General features: G+C 62.0%; 10 protein-coding genes and 1 pseudogene. 7 read left to right on the top strand and 4 right to left on the bottom strand.

Annotated features, from left to right (window positions below; genetic code table 11):
* Positions 1 to 25 precede the first annotated feature (25 nt).
* The 4 genes from tssK to tssA are packed head-to-tail and all read left to right on the top strand — an operon-like array spanning position 26 to position 7031.
* Positions 26 to 1357, top strand: coding sequence for a type VI secretion system baseplate subunit TssK (gene tssK, locus KI237_RS12775; RefSeq protein WP_212800110.1), 1332 nt, complete (start codon positions 26 to 28; stop codon positions 1355 to 1357).
* 18 nt (positions 1358 to 1375) lie between these two features.
* The gene (locus tag KI237_RS12780) at positions 1376 to 2137 is read left to right on the top strand and encodes a DotU family type IV/VI secretion system protein (RefSeq protein ID WP_212800111.1); all 762 of its coding nucleotides are present in this window, start codon (positions 1376 to 1378) and stop codon (positions 2135 to 2137) included.
* Positions 2134 to 5958 carry a type VI secretion system protein gene (locus tag KI237_RS12785; RefSeq protein WP_212800112.1) on the top strand — a complete coding sequence of 1275 codons (3825 nt, stop codon included), beginning with the start codon at positions 2134 to 2136 and terminating at the stop codon, positions 5956 to 5958. Before KI237_RS12780 ends, KI237_RS12785 begins: the two co-directional genes overlap by 4 nt.
* On the top strand, positions 5955 to 7031 hold the full coding sequence (gene tssA / locus KI237_RS12790; protein ID WP_212800113.1) for a type VI secretion system protein TssA: 1077 nt from the start codon (positions 5955 to 5957) through the stop codon (positions 7029 to 7031). The genes KI237_RS12785 and tssA overlap by 4 nt, the downstream gene beginning before the upstream one ends.
* On the opposite strand, the gene KI237_RS12795 is transcribed toward tssA, so the two are convergent.
* Positions 7028 to 7981: a 2-hydroxyacid dehydrogenase gene (locus KI237_RS12795; protein WP_212800114.1), complete on the bottom strand. Its 954-nt coding sequence runs from the start codon at positions 7979 to 7981 to the stop codon at positions 7028 to 7030. The two genes, tssA and KI237_RS12795, sit on opposite strands and share 4 nt — an antisense overlap.
* Before the next feature lie 426 nt (positions 7982 to 8407).
* On the opposite strand from KI237_RS12795, the gene KI237_RS12800 reads away from it, so the two are divergent.
* Positions 8408 to 9688: a serine/threonine transporter gene (locus KI237_RS12800; protein WP_212800115.1), complete on the top strand. Its 1281-nt coding sequence runs from the start codon at positions 8408 to 8410 to the stop codon at positions 9686 to 9688.
* Positions 9689 to 10222: 534 nt separating this feature from the next.
* On the opposite strand, the pseudogene acnB reads toward KI237_RS12800, so the two are convergent.
* A pseudogene (acnB, locus tag KI237_RS12805) lies at positions 10223 to 12831 on the bottom strand (bifunctional aconitate hydratase 2/2-methylisocitrate dehydratase).
* Between the two features lie 408 nt (positions 12832 to 13239).
* Here acnB and KI237_RS12810 point away from each other — a divergent pair.
* Complete coding sequence (locus KI237_RS12810) at positions 13240 to 13710, top strand: DUF1289 domain-containing protein (protein WP_212800116.1); 471 nt, start codon at positions 13240 to 13242, stop codon at positions 13708 to 13710.
* Between the two features lie 79 nt (positions 13711 to 13789).
* On the opposite strand, the gene uspL is transcribed toward KI237_RS12810, so the two are convergent.
* Entirely contained in the window at positions 13790 to 14653 is an 864-nt protein-coding gene (gene uspL / locus KI237_RS12815; RefSeq protein ID WP_212800117.1) for a universal stress protein UspL, read from the bottom strand.
* A gap of 179 nt (positions 14654 to 14832) precedes the next feature.
* Between uspL and KI237_RS12820 the strand changes: the two genes are divergently transcribed.
* Positions 14833 to 15438 (top strand): MiaE family protein, encoded by a 606-nt coding sequence (locus tag KI237_RS12820; RefSeq protein ID WP_212800118.1) that lies wholly within the window; start codon positions 14833 to 14835, stop codon positions 15436 to 15438.
* Positions 15439 to 15577: 139 nt separating this feature from the next.
* Here KI237_RS12820 and KI237_RS12825 read toward each other — a convergent pair whose 3' ends face one another.
* On the bottom strand, positions 15578 to 16066 hold the full coding sequence (locus tag KI237_RS12825) for a GFA family protein (protein ID WP_212800119.1): 489 nt from the start codon (positions 16064 to 16066) through the stop codon (positions 15578 to 15580).
* Between the last annotated feature and the right edge of the window lie 104 nt (positions 16067 to 16170).

Raw genomic sequence — 16170 nt, forward strand, 5'->3', positions numbered from 1 at the left:
ACATTGGAATGTCGAAGGGAGTCGTATGAGTCTGTTACCTGACGCGGTGTGCTGGCATGAGGGCATGCAGTTGCTGCCCCAGCATTTTCAGTTGCAAGGGCTGCGCGCCGAAGCTTTGGCTGCGTATTTTGCCGGGGCCTGCAACCCCTGGTTCTGGGGCGTCAGCCAGTTGGAAGTCGACCCCTCGGCCCTTAGCGCCGGCCAGATAAGGCTGGTGCAACTGCAAGGTACCTTGCCGGACGGCTTGCCGGTCAACCTGCAGGCTGGCGTCGGGCCGACCCTGGAGCTGGACATCGGCGAGGCGATCGACAAGACCGACGACGCCACTGTGACGGTGTACCTGGCCGTCAGCCCACTGTGGCGCGCCGGGCAATTGGTGCCGCTCAAGGGGCGCCTGCAATCGGTGGTCGGCGAGGCGTTGCCGGACCTCACCAGCGGTGCATTTCCCGAGTCGATCACTGTCTGGCGTCCCAACCCGAGGTTATGCACGCAACTGAGCAAGGCCGATTCGATCTGCCTGCCGCTGTTGCGCATCCGCAAGGAGGGCGGTGGTTTCTGGCGCGTGCCCTACACCCCGCCAACGCCGATCCTGTTGCCGGAGTCGGCCCTCGGTCGGCGGGTTGCCGGGGTGTGCGCCCGGGCCCGGGAAAAGTGCATGTTTCTCGCTGGCCGCTTGCGTCAGGCCCAGGCGGCCGGCAACCAGGACGATGCCATGGAGATCCGCCGGCAATTGACCGCCTTGTGGGCGCGCTTGCCGGAAGTCGAAGGCGCGTTGAACACTCGGGTGGCAACACCCCAGGCGCTCTATGGTTTGCTGCTTGGGCTGGCCGGGAGCTGGTCGGCCCTCGATCCACTGGCGGGCGTCCCGGCCTTCGCTCCGCTGGATTTCCTCGAATTGCAGCGCGGCTACGAGCCGTTGCTCGACTGGCTGGAAACCACCCTGGAACTGGTTCGTGCCGGCTATCGCAGCCTGGCCTTCGAACGCAATGATCAGGTCTTCTCGATCCAGTTGCCTGACGACCAACCGGACCAACGCCTGGTGATCGGCCTGCGCATGCCCAACGGCGCCAGCGAGCAGGCGGCGGGCGAGTGGTTGCGCGGGGCGATCATCGCGTCGGCGCGGCACATCCCGCTGCTGAGCCGACAACGCATGAGCGGTCTGCCCCACCAGGCCATGAGCCGCAACGAACAGGTGGCCTACAGCGTGGGCGACGACACTCGTTTGTTTGTCGTGGCCGCCAGCGGGCAATGGTTCGACGCGCAATTGCCGCTGCACATCGTGGCGCCGGCATCGGCCCAGGCCAGTAGCCCGTGGCAAGTGGTGTTGTTCGTGGCGCAAGCCAGTGAAAGTGCCTGATCGCAAAAGGGGAGTCGTATGCCTGATGGAAGTGGCGGGGCGGTTCGGAGTCTGCATGAGGCGCCGCTGAGCAGCGCTTTTCGCCAGGCCTGGCTGAAGTGGTCCCAGGAGTGGCAAGACTTGCCCAAGGACAGCGACCCTGCGGTATTGGTCAATCGGGTGGTGGAGTTTTCCGGGCGCAGCGCCCAGCGTCTGTGGCGGGTGGCCTTCGCCACCGTCGGCGATGCCGCTACCGAGCAGGTCAAGTCGCTGGTCTATGCCTTCGTGGCGCTGGTGGACGAAACCTTGCTGTTCAGCCCGTGGCCCGGACAACTGGCCTGGCAGCAGCACCCTCTGGAGTCACGCATGTATGCCAGTCGCCAGGCCGGTGAGCGCTTGCCGGCGGCGATCAAGAAACTGCTGGACGAGCAGATGCCCGGCACCCGAGACCTGGCGAATGTCTACCTGCAATGCCTGATCCTCGGGTTTCAGGGGCGATTGCGTGGCGAGCCCGGTCAGGTTCAGCATGAGAAATGGCGCCTGGCGTTGTTCACGTTTGCCTGGCAGCACGAACCCGATTATGTCGATGTCAGCCAGCGCCTGGCGCTGTCTTCGGCAACGCCGCCCGTGCGCATGCCGGTGCAGCAATCGCTGCCGGACGGCTTTCGCCTGGGGCTGGCGATCCTGGCGATGGTGTTGTTGCTGACCGGGTTGGGGCAGGTGTTCTGGCGTGACATTCGTTTGGAACTCGAACCGGTGTTGCAATTGAACGAATCGGTGGTTCAGGAGCAGGACTCATGAGCACCCTGAGCATCGTTGCCCTGGTGGTGCTCGCCATCGTCGTGGTGCTGTTGATCGCGGCCTTGATCTGGTGGCTGCGGACCCAAGGCGGGGCGGCGATCCGCAGCTTCTATGGGGCGGTGCGCCGTATGGAGCTGGAGCAGGGCACCCGGGACCGCTATCAGATGCCTTGGCTGATGATGCTCGGTAACGAAACCGACGGCGCCCAATTGTGCGCCCAATGGCGCTTGCAACCGACCGACAAGGCCGCCTGGTTCGGGCGCTGGTTTTCCGATGTCGAGGGCTCGGTGCTGGTGGTGCCCCAGGCGTTGTTCCTGCCTGAGGAAGGCATGAACCGGCAACGGGGCAATTGGTGGCGCCTGCTGGGGTTGATGTTGCGCTTGCGCAGCAAGCGACCATTGGATGCGGTGATCTGGACGGTGCCGTTCAGCACCCTCGATGACATCGAGCACACCACCGAACTGAGCCTCAAGGTCCGGCGCTGCTTTATCGACCTGTTGCAACGGTTCGGCCTCAGTCTGCCGGTGTACGTGGTGATCACCGGGATGCAAGAACTGCCCGGAGTCCAGGAACTGGTCAGCGCGCTGCCCGTCGAGGCGCGTGAATCGATGCTGGGCTGGTCCTCGCCCTATTTGCCGGATGCGGCCTGGCAGTCGCAGTGGAGTGACCAGGCCCTGGACCAGGTCAACGCGGCGCTGGCGCAGTCGATCATCGAGATCGGTGCGCTGTCAGGGCAATTGGGCAGTGATCTTTATGGGTTGCCGGAGCGCTTCGAAGGCTTGCGACGGGCCTTGCAGATCCTGCTGGAGCCGGTGTTCCAGGGCAATGCCCAAGGTGAAGCGCCGCGTTGTCGCGGGGTGTATTTCACTGCCAGCCAGGCGCCGGCTGTCAGCGGTGATGGTTTGACCGCCGCCGACAGTGCTCTTCGGCAAACCGTGTTCGCCCGGCAATTGTGGTCGCGACGGCTGGTGGCTGAGCGTGGCCTGGCCCAGCCTGTGCCGCGGCTGTTGCGTCTGCGCCAGCGCGGGCATCGGTTGGTCGCAGCGGTAGCGCTGGTGGTGGGCCTGGTCTGGTTGGGTGGCATGGTCTGGGTCTGGCACGATTCGATGGAAGAAGCCGAAGGGCTGTCGCGGTTGGTGCTCAGCACCCATAAGAACCACCTGGTGGTCGACCCTGACGAGCCGCAGCTGGAATCGACCCGGCACAACGTGCAGAACTACTGGAACATGTTGGAAAAGGCCCCGCGCTGGCGCTTTGTCTCGGTGGTCTTTCCCACTTCGTGGTTCTCTAGCGTGGACACGCAGCTGGAGAATGGGTTGCGCCTGACTGCCCGGCAACATTGGATATTGCCCCTGCGGGACCTGCTCAATTCAGACCTGGAACAGCTCAAGTCCATCCGCAACACCGAGCGGCGGGGCAATGTGGAGAACGAAGACCCGGCACAATGGCAGAGCTACGTGAAGGCCAAGGCACTGGTGGACCTGGCGGTACGCCTTGAACAGCACAACCAGATGTTCAGCCAGGTGGTGAACGATCCCAAGGCACCGCTGGACGAACTGGTGCAACTGAGCAACACCGCCTTGTCCCTGGGGCTCAACACCGGCACCTTGAGCCGGCCACGGTTCTATAACCGGGTGCTGTTCGATGCCCAGAACAGCGATTTGAAAGGGCTGGACCTGAACGCCGCGCGCCCGGTGATCTCCGATAATTTCACCGGCCTGATGCAGCGCTGGCTGGACCATTACTTCCTGGCGGACAACTTCGTGCGCCAGGCCGGTTACCTCAAGCTGCACCTGCAGCGGCTGGAGGCCGGCGGTGGCAATTCGTTGAGCGAACTCGAAGACCTGATGTCGCTGATCGACGATTTGCAGACGCTGGTCAGCCTGACCAACTCGGCCTGGGGGCGGGGCAAGGGCCAGGACCTGGTACCCGGCTACAGCCAGATGCTGGACAAGGTCAGCCACAGCACGTTGCTGGGGCCGGATATCGAGCAGGACCTGGAGAGCCAGGCGGCGAAGTTGCAGCAGAGCTTTCGTGACCAGTGGATCGTCCAGACCGGTTCCCGGGACAATCTGCTGGTGCAACAGGGCAGTGGCCTGCTGGTTTTGCAAGACCATGTCACGGCGCTGGACGGTGCGGTGCAGGCGCTGTTCAAGCGTGATTTCGTGGCGTTGGCCATGCAGAAGGATCCGTCGGGCAACAACCCCGACTCGATGGGCCAGGGCGATGGCAGCGATGATTTCAGCGTCGCCCTGAACTACTTCGCCAGCTACAAGAGCTATGCCAATGAAGAAATGCCGCGCATTCCGCCGGATTACCGTGACGCGCTGATGCAGGCCGCTGAAGGCGCTGCGGCCCGGGCTATGTGGTTGAGCCTGGATGAAAGCGACGAGGCGCTGCCCGGCATGGGCTTCAATGTGCAAACGACCCAGGCCGTTGCGCTGCAAAAAGCCTTCATGGACGTGCACCGTGGCGACCTGGCGATTCGTTTCCAACGTCTGCTCAATCGTCGCGCATTGGCGCAGATCAAGAGTGGCCTGGGCGAAATCGATGCCCAGCCGCTGTTCAGCCAGCGGGCCGATGTCCAGCGTTGGGACGGGTCGAAAAACTTCGGCTTGCAACTCTACGGTGCCAGCGATCCACAAGACCTGAAGCTGAACCTGGCCCAGCAATTCGGCGCGATGCTGCAGATCGCCGAGCAGCGAATGCCGGCGCTGGAATGGCTGATCGTCCAGCAGGACAACCTGTCGGCCCTGGAACACGACCAGGTGGCACGCTTCATGGCCCTCAACGATGAATTGCTCAAGTACAAGAACCAGAACCCGGCCAGCTCGGCGGCCCAACTGGAACAACTGGTGAGCCGGGACTTTATCGCCATGGACACCACCTCCTGCGCGCAGATCTTGCAAACCTCCAGCCTGCCCGGCGGGCGCGGTGACCTGGCGCTGCGCACGGTCGCGTTGCAGCAGGGCGCCCTGCAACGGTGTCTGTACCTGCAACAGAACCAGGCCGCGGCCGCCTGGAATGACTTGGCCAACTATTTCAATCAATACCTGGCCGGGCGCTTTCCGTTTGCCCAGGATGTGCGGGCCAGCGACGCCGACCCGGCGCGGGTCCGGCATTTGCTGGAACTGATCGACACACGCCTGCCCCTGGCCCAGGCCGGGCTGACGCTGAGCCAGACGCCAGAGCGGCTGGCGGCCGAGGACTTCCTCAACCGTTTGAAACAGGCCGGTACCTGGCTCGGGCCGCTGTTCGTACGCGACAAGAGTGGCATCCTGGGGGTGGAAATGGACGTGCGCTGGCGCACCGATCGCGATGAGGAACGCGGCGCCGACCAGGTGATCGCCTGGAGTCTGGACGCCGGCAACCAACAGATCAGCTACCCCGGCGGCGACCAGCAGAACCTGCGCTGGATGGTCGGCCAGCCCGTGCGCCTGACCTTGCGCTGGGCCCGTAACGGTTATCAGCGTCCGGCCAACGACCCGCTGCAACCGAACCTGGTGGTGCGCGACCTGGAGGCCGGTTGGGAGTACCAGGGACCCTGGTCGTTGTTGCGCCTGATGCGCTCGCTGGTGTCGGTCCAGCGCCAGCCGAATGTCGACTACACCGATTTTCCCCTGGCCCTGCAACTGCCGGTGACGGCCCAGACCCAGGCCAGCACGGCGCAGCAAACGTTGATGTTCGTGCGCCTGTCGTTAATGAGCCAGGGCTCCAAGCTGCCTTTATCGATCCCGCCGCTGCCGACGCGGGCGCCCCGTTCACCTTTCATGGCGACCGCATCGAGCCCCGCCATTGCCACCCGTGAGGAGGGCCTGTGAGCTTGCCGATATCGCCTTTACCGGAGCTGGTCACTCAGTTGCTCGAGCCGATCAGCACCGAATCGCCCTGTGGCCCGGACCTGCGCTACGAACCGGAATATGACCAGTTGCGTGAACTGCGCCGCGAGGACGACACCAGCCTGCCCACCGGTGTTTGGCAGTCTTCGATCAAGCGCGCCCTGTGGCCGGACCTGGAACGGCTCGCGACCACGTTGCTGCTTGAGCGCAGCAAGGACCTGATGATCAGCGCCTGGCTGGGGGAGGCTTGGCTGCATATGGCCGGGCTGGAGGGCTTGCCGGGCAGCCTGGCGCTGGTGGCGGGGCTGTGTGAGCGCTATCCGGAGCAGTTGCACCCCCAGGCCGAGGAAGGCGACCAGTCATGGCGGGTGATCCCCCTGGAGTGGCTGGCCCGTCGCTACAGCGAAGTGCTGCTGACGCGGGTGCCGTTGTTCGACGGCCGGGAACAGGCCTTCGCCGCTTTCTCCCTGGATGACTGGCAACGCTTGCAGCGCCAGCAAGTGTTGGTCAACGACAGCAAGAACGCCAAGGCCTCGGCTGAAGCTGCGCGCAACGATCAAAAGAAACTAGGCGAACTGATTCGCAACACCCCCTTGTCGTTCTGGTTGCATCGCCAGGGCAGCCTGATGTTGAGCCTGCAACACCTGCAACGGCTCGAAGCCTGGAGCGACGCTTACCTGGGCAACCTGGCCCCGGGCTACAAATCCCTGCAGGACGTGATGCAGGCCTTGCTGGCACTGGTAGAGGAGTTTATCGCGATGCACCCACAGCAACCCACCGTCGTGCCGGTGCAAACGTCCCCGGCGACCACGACGTCACAGCCGCAGACGGCACCTGCCCAGGTCTTCCAGGAACCGGCCAATCGTGAAGAGGCCTATCGACAGTTACTGGTGATCGCCGGTTACCTGGCCCGCACTGAACCCCACAGCCCGGTGCCCTACCTGATCCGACGCGGCGTGGAGTGGGGCAACAAGCCGTTGAGTGAGTTGCTGGGGGAGCTGATCAGTGCTGATGCCGAATCCCGGCGCTTGTGGACGTTACTGGGCGTTCTCTAACGCTCCTCGTCGGGCCACGGTACGGGCGTCAACACCGGTTTGCCGGAAAAGAACGCGGTCAGGTTCTGGCCCACCAGCTCTACCATTGCGCGGGTCGCTTCGGGCGACAGGCCGGCCACGTGGGGTGTGAGGACGACGTTGGGCAGGTTTTTCAGCGCCTGTGGCACCTCGGGCTCTTGATCGAACACGTCCAGGGCCGCTCCGGCAATTCGACGATGCTCCAGGGCGCTGATCAGATCGGCGGTGGCAACCACGCTGGCCCTGGCGACGTTCACCAGAAACCCTTTTGGGCCGAGCGCATCGAGGGTCTGCTTGTTGACCAGTTGCCGGGTATCCAGGCCGCCTGGTGTGGCGATGATCAGGAAGTCCGAGATCCGCGCCAGTTCCGTGGGCGTGGCGCAGAAGGTGTAGGGCACGTCATTGCGCACCCGCCGATTGTGATAGCTGATACTCATGTCAAAGCCCAGGGCGGCCCGTTTGGCGATCGCCATGCCCACCGCGCCAAGGCCCAACACGCCCAGCCGCTTACCCGCCAGGGAAGGGCGCGCAGCCCTTGGCCATTCGCCCCGTCGCAGGGCGGCATCGCAATGGGGTATATCACGTACCAACGCCAGCAACAGCGCCATGGCATGGTCGGCCACCGACGACGCGTTGACCCCGGCGCCGTTGGTGACCACGATGCTGCGATGGCGCGCGGCCTGCAGGTCTACTTGTTCGTAACCAGCACCGATCACGCAGATGATTTTCAGGTTGGGCAGGGCGGCGATCTCTTGCGCCGTCAAACCCAGGGGGCCGCGGGTCAGCACAGCGCTGAAGCGTTCACCGTGTTCGAAAATCGCTGTCTTGCGTTCGGCAGGCGTGGGCGCCAATTCCAGGTGATACCCCTGCCGCTCGAGAATCGGCAGGTACTCATTGACGGTTTCAACCAGTACCAGAACGGTTGCAGTCATGCTGGGCTCCTGTGGATGCCGGGGCGATTTCAAGTATTCAACTTGATTGTAGGAGCCGGGGGTAGGGGGGCTTGGCTTTATTATGTGCATTTCGGATGTTGTTGACGGGGTACATATCCATTACCTGGCTTTGGCGACTGTACTTCAATCCAACTGTGGGAGCGGGCCTGCTCGCGAAGGCGCGGTACATTCAGCGCTGATGCAAGCTGACCCACCGCTATCGCGAGCAAGTTCGCCCCCACAGGGAATGCAGGGATAATTTTATGGCAGCGATCTGATACGCATAACCGCTCCTCAGCTAAGTCTTTGCTTCTGCTCGCGAATCCCGGACAATCGCGCCCCTGTTTCGGCCAGGGCGCTGCCTGTCGGGCTTTTCCGACTCGTCCCGGCCGGGTGCATGTGACCGGAATACGGAGATCCGCCCGGATGAATGATCAGGCCAATAGCGTCCAAGAGCGCTTTGAAACGACAGTCCCAGCCACCCTCAGCCAATGGAGTCGCCAGGACACCACATGGATGCTGGGCCTGTTTGGCACCGCCATCGGTGCAGGTACTCTGTTTTTACCCATCAATGCGGGCCTGGGCGGCTTCTGGCCGCTGCTGATCCTGGCGGTACTGGCGTTCCCCATGACGTTTTATGCCCACCGGGGCCTGACCCGTTTTGTGTTATCCGGTCGCGACGGCGCGGACATCACCGAGGTGGTGGAAGAACATTTCGGCCTCAAGGCCGGTGCGCTGATCACGCTTTTGTACTTCTTTGCCATTTTCCCGATCCTGCTGATCTACAGTGTGGCGTTGACCAACACGGTGGGCAGTTTCCTGGAGCATCAGTTGCATATCCTGCCGCCTCCTCGGGCTGTGCTGTCCCTGGTGCTGATCCTCGGCCTGCTGGCGGTGGTCCGCTGCGGCGAGCAGGCGATCGTCAAGGCCATGAGCCTGATGGTCTACCCGTTCATCGTTGCGCTGCTGTTCCTGGCGGTGTTCCTGATTCCCCACTGGAGCGGTGGCATTCTGACCACGGCGTCCACGCCGCCTGAAGCTTCGGCGTTGTTGCATACTTTGTGGCTGGCGATTCCGGTGATGGTGTTCTCGTTCAACCATTCGCCGATCATCTCGGCGTTTGCGGTGGACCAGAAACGCCGCCATGGCGGCAACGCGGAGGAACGCAGTTCGCAGATCCTGTCGCGCGCCCATGTGCTGATGGTGGTGATGGTGCTGTTCTTCGTGTTCAGCTGCGTGCTGACCCTGACCCCGGCGCAACTGGCTGAGGCCAAGGCGCAGAACCTGTCGATCCTGTCGTACCTGGCCAACCATTTCAGCAACCCGACCATCGCCTTTGCCGCGCCGTTGATTGCGTTTGTCGCCATCTCCAAGTCGTTCCTGGGGCACTACATCGGCGCCAGCGAAGGCCTCAAGGGGCTGATCGTCAAGAGCGGCCGGCGACCGGCGCCCAAGACCCTGGACCGCCTCACCGCAGCATTCATGCTGGTGGTGTGCTGGATCGTCGCCACTCTCAACCCAAGTATCCTGGGCATGATCGAAACGCTGGGTGGCCCGGTCATCGCAGCCATCCTGTTCCTGATGCCGATGTACGCCATTCGCAAAGTCCCGGCCATGGCTCGCTATCGCGGCCAGGCGTCGAATGTCTTCGTGGTGTTGGTGGGGTTGGTGGCGATTACTGCACTGGTCTATTCCCTGATGGCCTGAAACGCCCGCTCCCCTGTGGGAGCGGGCTTGCTCGCGATGGCGGTGGGTCAGTTTGCACTGATGTTGATGTGCTGGCCTCATCGCGAGCAAGCTCGCTCCCACAGGGGGGGGGCTAGGTGCGCATGAGTTGTGTGTCTGCTGAAAATCCAATGTGGGAGCGGGCTTGCTCGCGAAAACGGTGGGTCAGCTTGCACTGATGTTGAATGTGCTGGCCTCATCGCGAGCAGGCTCGCTCCCACAGGGGGGCTAGGTGTGCATGAGTTGTGTGTCTGCTGAAAATCCAATGTGGGAGCGAGCCTGCTCGCGATGGCGGTATGTCAGTTTGCACTGATGTTGAATGTGCTGGCCTCATCGCGAGCAGGCTCGCTCCCACAGGGGGGGACTAGGTGCGCATGAGTTGTGTGTCTGCTGAAAATCCAATGTGGGAGCGAGCTTGCTCGCGATGGCGGCATGTCAGCTTGCATCAAAATCCCGGCATAAAAAAACGCCGCCCCTCGCAAGAAGGGCGGCGTTTTTAGTTGGGCGTTTTAAGCTTTAGGCTTGAACGACCGGGATGTTGGCGTTTGCAGCCGCTTCACGGAACTCGGCGATCTGGTCGAAGCTCAGGTAGCGGTACACGTCCGCTGCCATGCTGTCGATCTTGCCGGCGTATTCCATGTACTCCTCGACGGTCGGCAGGCGACCCAGGATCGAAGCAACGGACGCCAGTTCGGCCGAAGCCAGGTAGACGTTCGCGCCGTCGCCCAGGCGGTTCGGGAAGTTACGGGTCGAAGTCGACACCACGGTGGAGTTCGGCTCGACGCGTGCCTGGTTACCCATGCACAGCGAGCAGCCTGGCATTTCCATCCGTGCGCCGGCCTTGCCGTAGATGCCGTAGTAGCCTTCTTCGGTCAGTTGGTGAGCGTCCATCTTGGTCGGCGGCGACAGCCACAGACGGGTTGGCAGCTGACCCTTGACCTGCTCCAGCAGTTTGCCGGCAGCGCGGAAGTGACCGATGTTGGTCATGCACGAACCGATGAACACTTCGTCGATCTTCTCGCCAGCAACGCTGGACAGCAGACGGGCGTCGTCCGGATCGTTCGGCGCGCAGAGCACAGGCTCGCTGATGTCGGCCAGATCGATTTCGATGACTTCGGCGTATTCGGCGTCGGCATCGGCTTCCATCAGCTCAGGATTGGCGATCCAGGCTTCCATTGCTTGGGCGCGACGTTCCAGGGTACGTGCATCACCGTAGCCTTCGCCGATCATCCAGCGCAGCAGGGTGATGTTCGATTGCAGGTACTCGGTGATCGACTCTTTCGACAGCTTGATGGTGCAACCGGCAGCCGAACGTTCGGCCGAGGCGTCGGACAATTCGAAAGCCTGTTCCAGGGTCAAGCCTTCCAGGCCTTCGATTTCCAGGATGCGGCCGGAGAAGGCGTTTTTCTTGCCTTTCTTCTCGACGGTCAACAGACCGTTCTGGATGGCGAAGTACGGAATGGCATGAACCAGGTCACGCAGGGTGATGCCAGGTTTCATTTTGCCCTTGAAGCGCACCAGGATCGATTCCGGCATGTCCAGCGGCATGACGCCGGTGGCTGCGGCGAACGCGACCAGGCCGGAACCTGCCGGGAACGAGATGCCCATCGGGAAACGGGTGTGCGAGTCGCCACCGGTGCCCACGGTGTCTGGCAGCAGCATGCGGTTCAACCACGAGTGGATGATGCCGTCACCCGGACGCAGGGAAACGCCGCCGCGGGTCATGATGAAGTCAGGCAGGGTGTGGTGGGTAGTGACGTCGATCGGCTTTGGATAGGCCGCAGTGTGGCAGAAGGACTGCATCACCAGGTCAGCCGAGAAGCCCAGGCACGCCAGGTCCTTGAGTTCATCACGGGTCATGGGACCTGTGGTGTCCTGGGAGCCCACGGTGGTCATTTTCGGTTCGCAGTAGGTGCCAGGACGTACGCCTTGGCCTTCTGCCAGACCGCAAGCCTTGCCGACCATCTTCTGCGCCAGGGTGAAACCCTTGGTGCTTTCAGCTGGGGCTTCAGGCTTCTTGAACAGGTCGAAAGGTGGCAGACCCAGCTCGGCACGAGCCTTCTCGGTCAGGCCACGGCCAATGATCAGCGGAATACGACCGCCGGCACGGACTTCGTCCAACAGCACGGGGGTCTTCATTTCGAAGGTGGTGATGACTTCGTCGGTACCGTGCTTGCAGACTTTGCCGGCATGCGGGTACAGGTCGATCACGTCGCCCATGTTCATGTTCGAAACGTCGAATTCGATGGGCAGTGCGCCGGCATCTTCCATGGTGTTATAGAAGATCGGAGCGATTTTGCTGCCGAAGCAGAAACCGCCAGCACGCTTGTTCGGCACATGAGGAATGTCGTCGCCGAAGAACCACAGCACCGAGTTGGTGGCGGATTTACGCGAGGAACCGGTACCGACCACGTCACCGACGTAGGCGATCGGGAAGCCTTGGCCGCGCATTTCTTCGATCTGCTTCATCGGGCCGGTCTTGCCTTGCTCGTCCGGAACGATGCCGTCACGGGCCATTTTCAGCATGGCCAGGGCGTGCAGCGGGATGTCAGGACGCGACCAGGCGTCTGGTGCAGGGGACAGGTCGTCGGTGTTGGTCTCGCCGGTGACCTTGAACACGCGCAGGCTGATCTTGTCGGCCAGCACCGGGCGCTTCTTGAACCACTCGCCGTCAGCCCAGGATTGCAGCACGGCCTTGGCGTGAGCGTTGCCGTTCTTGGCTTTTTCAGCCACGTCGTGGAAGGCATCGAACATCAGCAGGGTGTGCTTGAGTTCTTCGGCGGCTACCGGCGCCAGCTCGGCGTCGTCCAGCAGCTCCACCAGGGTTACGATGTTGTAGCCGCCCTGCATGGTGCCGAGCAGTTCGACGGCACGCTTCTTGTCCAGCAGGGGGATTGGGCCTGGCCCTTGGCCAGGGCGGAGAGGAAACCGGCCTTGACGTAGGCGGCTTCGTCGACTCCAGGCGGAACGCGATTGGTGATCAGGTCAACGAGGAAAGCTTCTTCGCCAGCCGGGGGATTTTTCAGCAGCTCGATCAGGCCTGCGGTTTGTTCGGCGTTGAGCGGCTGGGGAACGATACCCAGTGCTGCGCGCTCTTCGATATGTTTGCGGTAGGCTTCAAGCACAGTTATTACCCTCATCAGTGGTCCCAAATGGGTGTCCGGGACGCTCATCCAGGAACCCACGGTACTCATGCGCGTCGACGGCTTTTTGAGCCACCACGCCAGAGTTTCCGCACGTTCCTCACAGAAGCTGCTTTCAAAGTTTTACGCCTGCAGAACGGGGAGCTGATGAGGGTTGGCGTTGGGCTTTCCCCGCTGGAAAGACCCTTCGCCAACACCGCTCTGAAGGAACGACTGTGCTCGTGACGCTTTGAAAACAGCTTCTAACGGACATTGGCGCCTTAAAAGGCTGGCTGATTCTACGGGAAAAAAAAATTAAAGGTAAGTTGGGCCTGGAAGTTTGAGGGGTGATCAATCTTAGACAAAGGGCTAACATGCCGGCCTGTCCTGCTTTTGCGTGTGCGTTTCCTTATGCCCAACCAGCTCATCAAGACCCCCTGCGTCGGCCTTTGCTCCACTGTCTACGGTGACCTGGTGTGCCGTGGCTGCAAGCGGTTCCACCATGAAGTGATTCACTGGAACGGCTACAACGAGGACGAGAAGCGCGCGGTGTGGATGCGGCTCGAGCAGCTGTTGGTGCAGGTGATGGTGGCCAAGTTGGAGGTTTTCGATCCCGGATTGCTGCGCCAGCAACTGGAGTCGCGCAAGATCCGCTTTGTGCTGCACCAGTCTGAATATTGCTGGGCCTATCAACTGATCGCCCGGGGCGCACGGGTGATCAACAACCTGGAGGCCTACGGCATGGTGCTGATGCCGGAGTTTCGCGACTGGGATCTGCCGGACCTGCGCGACGCCATTGATCGGGAGTTTTTCCTTCTGTCCGAAGCCCATTACCAGCGCTATATCGCGCCGGGGTTCCTGAAGGATGCCATCGGCGGCTGAAAAGATCGCAGCCTTCGGCTGCGCCTACAAGGATCGCGCCAGACCGCAGGAGCTGGCGAAGCCTGCGATCTTTTGATCTTCACTCCTTGACCGCCAACTCCACCAGATGGTCCTCGACCTCCTGTGGCTTGAGTACCAGCACATCGCTTTCCAGCGTATCGAGCACCGCTTCGGCGGTGTTGCCGATCAGCACCCCGGACAACCCCGAGCGGGCCACGGTGCCGATCACCGTCACCGCCGCCTGCAGCTTGCGCGCCATGTACGGAATCAAGACGTCCGCCGGGCCTTCTTCGATGTGCAGGTGCTGGTCATCGATGTCGAATTCGGCCTGGAACGCCCGGCATTGTTCGCGGTAACGGGCTTCGATGGTTTCCTTGAGCTGGAACGTAGGATCGGCGGACGAGAGCATCGGCGAGGGGTGGGCGCTGATCACATGCAGGTGCGCCTTGGCGAGGAGGGCGATGTCATAGCCATGATCGATGATGGTGGAGTGCAGGTGGCGATGCTCGCCGTCGGCATTGCCAACGTCGACGGCGGCGAGGATCACCTTGTCTTTCCAGGAACCGGCCGTTTTCACCAGCAACACCGGGGTTGGGCAATGGCGTAACAGTTTCCAGTCCGCCGGGGTCAGCAGGGCTTTTTTCAGCGGGCTGTCGGGGAAGTGCTGTTTGATCACCAGCCCGCAACCTTCCGCCTGCTGCACATCAATGATGGTTTCGTGGAGGCTTTCGTTCCAGGCCTGCTCGGTGGTGACGCTGTAGCCGTCAGCCAGCAGTGCGGCCTTGAGCACGCCGAGCAGGCCAGCATGGTCATGTTTTCTGTCGCACACCAGCAGGTGCAGGTGGGCCTGGGTCACGCCGGCGATCAGTTTGGCGCGCTTGAGCGCCAGGCTTTCCGAATGTTCGGGCTCAATGACCACCAGGATGCTGCGAATGGCTTGCATGATCGGCGTTCTCCTGCAATAAAAAGGCTGGCGTTGCTCAACTATAGTTGTTGTGGGGCAGTCTAGTCGCTGTGGGGGAGCCGTCGACTTGATGCATATCAACGGCGGTGGCTGGTGGTCTGGGGGCAGGCCGGTATAATCGGCGCCCTTCGCTCGACTACCTTTTCCCCGTGAGCCCCATGAATCTTCCCGAAATTCACGAATTCCTTGGCTGCCATACCCCCGATGCCTGGGTCCAGGCCGCGTTGGCTGACCAGGAAACGTTGCTGATCGACCACAAGAACTGCGAGTTCAAGGCGGCCAGCACTGCCCTGAGCCTGATCGCCAAATACCATTCCCACGTCGACCTGATCAATCTGATGTCGCGCCTGGCCCGGGAAGAACTGGTGCACCACGAGCAGGTCATGCGCCTGATGAAAAGGCGCAAGATCGGCTTGCGCCAGCTCTCCGCCGGGCGTTACGCCTCGGGGCTGCGCAAGGTGGTACGCAGTCACGAACCGGTCAAGTTGGTGGATACGCTGGTGGTTGGCGCCTTCATCGAGGCTCGCAGTTGCGAGCGTTTCGAGGCCCTGGTGCCGCATCTGGATGAAGAACTGGGCAAGTTCTATTTCGGTTTGCTGAAAAGCGAAGCCCGGCATTTCCAGGGTTACCTGAAACTGGCTTACCAGTACGGCGACGCCAAGGACATTGCCCAGGTGATCGACAAGGTCCGTGAGGCCGAGCGGGAGCTGATCGAATCGCCGGACGTGGAGTTTCGTTTCCACAGTGGTGTGCCGACTTTGTAGTGCCGGGTTGTCTGGACTGACGCCATCGCGAGCAAGCTCGCTCCCACATTTGAACCTCAGTGCTCACAAGTAATGTGTGCACAGAACCCCCCTGTGGGAACCAGCTTGCTCGCGAAAGGGCCTCTTGCAGCGCCGTCTCTTAAACGATCAAACCCAGGCGCTCATGCCACTGGGCAATGGACTCCTCGGGATAGACCTCGAACTGCTGGTCGCCCGGATGCGCCTCGACTTCCACCCACGGCGCCTTGGAACCCAGCATCAGGTGGGTGTGCTCCGGCGGTACCAGCAGCGGCGTGTCGATGGCCGAGGCAAACGGGTGCACCAGTTCCGGCCATTCGGGGCTGAACAGCCACAGCCCCGAACCGCACAGGGAACAAAAATGCCGTTCGGCGCTGCTGCGGTGGGCGCGCTGATCGCCTTCGTTCTTGAGCCGCGCATGATAGATCGAGATGTGCTTGCGCCCGCGCACCTTCAGGCTCTGGGCATCGCCCCCCAGGTTGATCGCAAAACCGCCGCCGCCCTGGGTCTTGCGGCAGATCGAGCAGTAACAGCGCTGATAAGGGTAGGGGTGAGCGCTGTCAAGGGTGAACGACACGGCGCCGCAGTGGCAGGAACCTTCTAGCTGCATGGGAACCTCCAATGGGGGATTGGAATGACTCAGGATAGCCTAGACGGTCGGCGGTTTTTGACAGTTGGATTTATGCTGAGTGCGCCGACGCCATCGCGAGCAAG

This window comes from Pseudomonas sp. St316, assembly GCF_018325905.1.
In the GTDB taxonomy this organism is placed as follows: Bacteria; Pseudomonadota; Gammaproteobacteria; order Pseudomonadales; family Pseudomonadaceae; genus Aquipseudomonas.